Annotated in this window: 7 protein-coding genes; 3 read left to right on the top strand and 4 right to left on the bottom strand. The window is 36.7% G+C overall.

Annotated features, from left to right (window positions below):
• Nucleotides 1-65: 65 nt before the first annotated feature.
• The 4 genes from WBG45_RS10265 to WBG45_RS10250 all read right to left on the bottom strand — a co-directional run bounded on the left by WBG45_RS10265 (nt 66) and on the right by WBG45_RS10250 (nt 3621).
• The gene (locus tag WBG45_RS10265; protein ID WP_424414263.1) at nt 66-815 is read right to left on the bottom strand and encodes an amino acid ABC transporter ATP-binding protein; all 750 of its coding nucleotides are present in this window, start codon (nt 813-815) and stop codon (nt 66-68) included.
• A 37-nt stretch (nt 816-852) separates the two neighbouring features.
• On the bottom strand, nt 853-1509 hold the full coding sequence (locus tag WBG45_RS10260; RefSeq protein ID WP_024535942.1) for an amino acid ABC transporter permease: 657 nt from the start codon (nt 1507-1509) through the stop codon (nt 853-855).
• Between the two features lie 43 nt (nt 1510-1552).
• A complete protein-coding gene (locus WBG45_RS10255; RefSeq protein WP_424414261.1) occupies nt 1553-2707 on the bottom strand; it encodes a saccharopine dehydrogenase family protein in 1155 nt (384 codons plus the stop codon).
• Nucleotides 2708-2805: 98 nt separating this feature from the next.
• A complete protein-coding gene (locus WBG45_RS10250; protein WP_424414259.1) occupies nt 2806-3621 on the bottom strand; it encodes a transporter substrate-binding domain-containing protein in 816 nt (271 codons plus the stop codon).
• A gap of 716 nt (nt 3622-4337) precedes the next feature.
• Between WBG45_RS10250 and WBG45_RS10245 the strand changes: the two genes are divergently transcribed.
• The 3 genes from WBG45_RS10245 to WBG45_RS10235 all read left to right on the top strand — a co-directional run.
• Entirely contained in the window at nt 4338-4679 is a 342-nt protein-coding gene (locus WBG45_RS10245) for a zinc ribbon domain-containing protein YjdM (RefSeq protein ID WP_424414257.1), read from the top strand.
• 185 nt (nt 4680-4864) lie between these two features.
• Nucleotides 4865-5557: a hypothetical protein gene (locus WBG45_RS10240; protein WP_424414255.1), complete on the top strand. Its 693-nt coding sequence runs from the start codon at nt 4865-4867 to the stop codon at nt 5555-5557.
• Nucleotides 5558-6354: 797 nt separating this feature from the next.
• A partial coding sequence (locus WBG45_RS10235) for a biotin transporter BioY (RefSeq protein WP_424414253.1) occupies nt 6355-6913 on the top strand: 559 nt, incomplete at its 3' end.

The raw sequence follows: 6913 nt of genomic DNA, 5'->3' as shown, positions 1-6913 counted from the left end.
GTTTCACCCACTTTCGCGCACAAAAAAGCAGCTAAATATGAAATCTCAGCCGCTAGGTTAACTTATTATTCTACTGATGACAAAAACTGTTTTGTTCTTTCTTCTTTAGGATTTCCGAAGATTTCTTCAGATGTGCCTTGCTCAACGATGACTCCATTATCCATAAAAACGACCCTGTCCGCTACGTCTTTCGCAAAGCTCATTTCGTGTGTAACAATGATCATCGTCATACCTTCTTGAGCCAAATCTTTAATGACCTGTAGAACTTCTCGTACGAGTTCAGGATCCAAAGCCGAAGTTGGTTCATCGTAGAGCATGACCAATGGATTTAACGCTAATGACCTGGCGATTGCTACTCGTTGCTGTTGACCACCGGACAGTTGAGCTGGATAATAGTCGCACCTATCACCAAGCCCCACTTTCACAAGAAGAGCTTCTCCCAGCTTTCTTGCTTCATTTATTTTAGTACCGTGTATAACAATTGGACCTTCCATAACATTTTCAATTGCCGTTTTATGGGGAAATAGATTGAAAGATTGAAACACAAAACCTGTTCGTTTCCTCAACTCTCTTATTTCTTTCTTCCTTTTACTATCTATTTTCCCACCCGCAATGACTTGATAATCACCAATCTGAATAGTTCCTTCCGATGGCTCTTCTAAAAAGTTTAAACAACGCAGCAAGGTGGATTTCCCTGAGCCGCTAGGACCCATAATAACGACCACTTCGCTTTTATTTACTGAGAAGTCGATTCCCTGTAAAACTTCATTCGTTCCAAAGCTCTTTTTTAATTGATGTATTTGAATAATACTCATGGCAATCTCCTAACATTCGTATGTTCAAATCGTGTAATCATCTTACTAAGTATCTGGATGATTTAATTTCTAGTTTATCTAACAAGTTGGTAAAGAACGAAATTAATATCCAATAAATTGCAGCTGCAACTAAATAAATGGTGAGAGGTTCAAACGTTTTTGCGATAATCAAACTCGACATTTGTAATAACTCCGTTACAGTAATTACCGAAACAAGCGATGTATCTTTGATCAACACGATAAACGAATTCGACAATGTGGGAATCGCTATTCGCAAGCTTTGTGGAAGAATAATTCTTTTTAACGCTTGCGAATAGGTCATCCCCATTGCCATAGAAGCTTCCATCTGTCCATTATCCACAGCAAGTATAGATGCCCGAAACGATTCAGACAGGTAAGCGCCTGCATTTAAACTTAAAGCCAAAATCCCAGAAGAAATCGGATCAAGGGCAATACCTATTTGAGGTAAACCATAGTAAATAACAAAAATTTGAACAAGCAGTGGAGTTCCACGAATAATTGAAACATATATATTTGCAATTTCATTTAGTATCTTCACTTTCACTATTCTTACGATTGCGGTGAAAAAACCAATTATAAGTGCAATTACGATTGATATTCCTGCCAAAAATATTGTCATTAAAGTAGCTTTAAGTAAGGACGGCAATGAATCAATAATGATTGTGTGGTCCATAACTCCTCCTCCTATCAGTCTAGCTACATAGTAGTATCATCATTTACGCGTTTACTTCTTCATTAAAGTTAATATTGATCCCTAAACGACTCATTTCTTCTATAAAAGGCTGGAATCTCTCCCTAACAATGAGGCTCTCAATAGGAGCAACTCCGGTCTCTGTTATTGTTTTCAACGCAATCCATTTAGCCATTAATGCAGCAGGAATAGCAGTCGTTTTGGCCATAGAAGTGATGTTCCGTCCATGATCATATAAGTCCACCATTTGCCACGTATACTTTGTTGCTTTTTTATCTTTCATGCCACGTACTTCAACACGCAAAACCGTGATATCTTCATTGGATCTGCCAAGCATTTTTGGCGCAAGAATTTTTTCTGTAAACACTCGTGGAGTAATCGTCATTCCGTCCACTGAGATAGCATCATTATCGAAGAAACCTAATTCACTTAAGACATTCATTTTCCCCCAATGTCCTGGATAGCGAACTGTTCGTTCATATAGATGCTTCACTTTATCCTTGAGAATGTATGCCGTGCTATGCGCATCGGTTATGACACTCTCACAAACACCCACGGGCTCTGGAAACGTTATTTTTTCTAATCCTGTAAGGGGAAGTAATTGGACAAGTTCCCCGTTTTCAACTGCCAACGCAGGTTTTGTATAAAGACCCAACACACTTTCAAGACGGAATACAACTTGATACCATAAAGGCGGAATCGGATGTCTCGGTATGCCACCGCACATCATGACTGCCTCCTCAGCTTCATCTAGCATCTCAATACCTTGAGCTGCTAAGAAGTTCGTGATTCCCGGAGCAACCCCACACCCAGGCACAATAATTACACCTGCCGCTTGTGCTTCTTTATGCAATGCCCTTTTTTCATTAAACCTAGATCCGACTAAGTCTACTAGATGACATTTAGATGCAATTGCTGCTTTAATGGCGATAAGACTCAACGAATGAGGAAGGCATGCTACTGCTACATCAGCATCCATTAAAACCTGTGCCATATCTTGTTCAGTTTCAAGTGAGGCTACTTTACCAACTACTTTAGGGCTGTTTGCGATTTCTAAACATTTATCAATGCTTTCTTGTCTCACGTCCACAGCAGTGACTGTATCAATCCCATTAAATTTCGCAATTTCACAAACTACTGTTGTCCCAATCATCCCGGTACCTAAAATAACGATATGCAAATGAACTTGCCCTCCCTATCAATGAAAATACGGGGTATTGATATATAGCATAGAGAAATTCATTTGTTTCTCTATGCTAGTAAAAGATTTACTTATTATTAATTTGTGATTGGTTCCGATCCAAACCATTTTTTATAAATTTCGTTATATGTTCCGTCTTCTTTCATCTCTTTTAGTGCTGTATTTACCTTTTTAATAAAGTCTTCATTCCCTTTATTAACCGCCATTCCGATTTCATCTTTATTGACAATATCGCTCGCGATTTTTATAGGAAGTTTATTTTCTTTGATGTTGTAGCTTATTAATAGTTGGTCGTTAATAATGACATCTAATCGTTCATTCGTAAGGTCTTGGATATAATCACTCACTGCTTTGTATAATTTCACGTCTGCACCTTCAACACTATTTGCAACTTCTTCAAAAGTAGTACCGCCACCTACGCCAACTTTCTTTCCTTTAATATCTTCAAGTTTTGTAATGTCGTTCGTATCCTCACGAGTAACTAAAACAGAACCAGTGATGACATAGGGATCCGTGAAATCCACACTTTTTTTACGTTCTTCTGTAACGGTCATTTGACCGATAATGATATCGAATTTATCAGCCTTTAACCCGCCGATTAGACCATCCCATTTTGTCGCAATGAAATTGGCTTTAACACCTAATCTTTCAGCAATTTCATTCGAAATATCTACATCAAAACCTTGAAATTCATCATTATCATCTATGAAATTAAATGGAGGATATGTGCCTTCAAACGCAACATTTAGCACATTAGATTTTTCAATTCGAGACAATACACTCTTATCATTTTCATTTCCTGCACTAACTTTTTCTTTTCCTCCAAAATTACAACCAGCAATAAAACTAATTAGAAAAAAAGTCATTATCATAAATACTAATTTTTTCTTCATTTTCATTCTCCTTTCTATTTTAAAACGATAAGAAAGCGGCCTGCATTACGAGGAATTGGAACATTCAATATTAGCTTGTCTAAATGTTTGTCCATCTGAAATCTGTGGCATCATTCGCGGAATGAAAATCACTCTCGACTACGGTGGTAAAGTCGGTTTCATCAACAGCAACTTTCAATTCTCTAAACTATGCGCATCTCGTATCTTTTATTCTCTGTGAATCTCAGAATGCTGGTAGTCACGGTATATTTTTATAAATTCAAAATAGGAAATACATCTTTAAATAAATAGAATCAGAGATTAATTTGCAAAGTAATTTTCCCCATGAAAAACCTCCATCCTTATATTTATTATTTTTTAAAAAATTACCAATTTATTTGGTTAACTATACCATAAAATTATTATAATATACAAAATAATCTGAAATTTAACATTTTACGCACTCACACCTATCATTCTAAATAGAGTAGAAATACATGTACGTGCCTTTCCTTCTATTCATTAACAAACTGATTATTTCTTAGTTTCTTGAATTATTTCAATCACCACTTTATAAATAACCGAGAAACAACATCACTTTACCTATATAATAGAAGAAACTATTTCACTTTAAACTATTAACTAGGTAATGCTTAGATACCCCAGGTTAAACAAAAGGAAATAAGGATAATTCTTATATAACAGAATTTGCAATAATGAATGGAGGAAATAAAATTATGGTTGATTTACCACATTGCCCAAAATGTAATTCATCATACACGTACGAAGATGTAAATCTGTTAATTTGCCCAGAATGTGCCAATGAGTGGTCTGTAGTAGGGGAAGCTGACACTACGGAAGAAACTAAAGTTGTTAAAGATGCAAATGGAAACGTCTTAAACGACGGAGACTCTGTTACTATCATCAAAGACCTTAAAGTAAAAGGAAGCTCTTCTACTTTAAAAATAGGGACAAAAGTAAAAAGCATCCGCCTAGTTGATGGAGATCATGATATTGATTGTAAGATCGATGGCTTTGGAGCTATGAAATTAAAATCCGAATTTGTTAAAAAAGGATAGTTTAGATTTCAACTACCTTCTGCTGTAATCGAGTTGTGACTTAGTCGCAGCTCGATTTTTTGTATATTGACCTTCCTGCAACTCTACTAACATAAAAAAACTCTATTGGAATCGCCATCCAACATATTCCATAATTCGACACTTCTTGTTACAATAGGTAAAACGAATCACCCATGGAGGATAAGATGTTAAATAAGCAACAACGCGAGTTCAGGAAGGCTATGGCCGAAAGAGAAAAGCAACATGCTAAAAGCAATAGACGTGATGTTTACAGCTATCGATACGATCGATTTGAAAGTGAAAAACCTAAAAGAATTACAACATACAAAAAACCGTTTTTACAAATTGGTGGTATGGTTGGACTGTTAGTTTTGCTTTGGAATGTCTATGCCCTGTCTACCTGGGTTATGCCACAAAACACAAAGTCTCTTACAATGCCCGTTAACACAGTGGCTTCATCACAGTCAGAAGATGCTATACATAGCTATATTTTACGTACTAGTGAGATCGATACGAAAATGAATGATGACATAAATACACTTATGAATCACTACAATAAAAACCTACTCACAATAACTAAAGTCGATGAAATCGTTCAACACTTGTATTTACTACAAGCACAAACAGCTACATTAGATAGTCGTCTTCAACCTTTAAAATCGTATTACGATGACCAATTTAAACTGGTTCATCAAATGACCGAAAGTCTAAAGAAACAAAAGTCTCAGGCTACACATGACGAACTCACACGGCTAACTTCAAACCTCAATCAAAACACTTCCCAGCTTCAACTAAAAATGATCATGATTTTCCAAGCTGAAAATATGGACTATGAGCTTAATGATGATGGGACAATCACCTACGAATATACGAAATAACATCCAAACGCAAACATAGATCGCCAAGCAGGACTTCCATGAAGACTACTGTAGAAACGCTTGAACTGAAGACTCCGCAGGAAAAGAATTGTGAACAACTACAATTACAAAACAAAACTTAGATAACATTTATTAAGAGTGTCAGGTTTCCAGTCCGCTTCGGACGCTTAACTTTCTATACAATAATCTAAAGAATAAATAGTTGGGCTTGTGACGCAGTCACATGTCCAACTATTTTTTATAGATCATCCTACGGCGGGTGTGCGTCCTTCACTCCCTTGCAAGTAAGCACACAATAATATTTGTTTGATTTACTACACAGAATAGAAGGTTTCTTTATTTTGGTCGAAGATGCAATTTCGACCTCTTTCTGCTTCATTTATTTTTGCTATTAAAGAAGACTGTTGATATTAAAAACATACAAAAGAGTTCATTTGCGCCTAGCATGCCGCATGAGCGTGGAGAATGAGACCCACAAGTATGTGATTTTTATACTTGTTGGCTCATGCGGAACGTGCGGCGAGCGCAAATGTACGATAAACAACAGTGTAATTTATTAGAGCTTTTTATTAGGCTATGTTAAAGGGTGCTACTGTTTCTACAGAACAACCTCAAGAAAAAATTAGACCACATGTTTGCAAGGTATAAGTTATAATGTTCACTTTATTAAGATTAACTCGACTAACTCCCATAATTCATAGCATTTTATCTTTACGTTAACCAAAAACAAAAATACGTTGACATATAAATTCAAAATCTATTATACTGTTGCTATATTGAGTTACTGGAGGGTTCACATGACTAGTTCCACAGCAACAAGAACAATCAACCATTCACGGACATTACTATTGGTTAAAACGGCGATGTTCGCTGCTTTAATGATGATTGGTGCTAACATTGCTTCATTTTTAATCATCGGTGGTGTCCCAATCACACTACAAACATTTTTTGCCATTCTAGCCGGTCTTCTATTAGGAAAACGAAATGGTGCAATCGCCATGCTTGTATATGCACTGATTGGTTTAGCTGGATTACCTGTCTTCGCTAACTTTTCTGGAGGTTTAGACACGATTATCAGCCCAACTTTCGGCTTCATTCTCTCCTTTATAGGTACCGCTTACATTGCGGGTCTCATTGTTGAGAAGTTCCCAATAAAAGTTGGATTTGTAGTTGCCGCTTTAGCTGGAACTGCATTTAACTATCTTTTCGGTACCAACTGGATGTACGCTGCCTACAAATTTTGGTTAGCAGCACCAGAAGGCTTTTCATATAAGATGGCATGGGCTTGGATGCTCGTTCCCTTGCCTAAAGATTTATTACTAGCAGTACTTGCCGGCTTGTTCGGTTTTAGATTAA

Origin of the sequence: Paenisporosarcina sp. (genome assembly GCF_049671445.1) — a bacterium.
Classification (GTDB): domain Bacteria; phylum Bacillota; class Bacilli; order Bacillales_A; family Planococcaceae; genus Paenisporosarcina.
The sequence above is the reverse complement of the archived record's forward strand: the minus strand, read 5'-3'. Positions and strand labels throughout refer to the sequence as shown.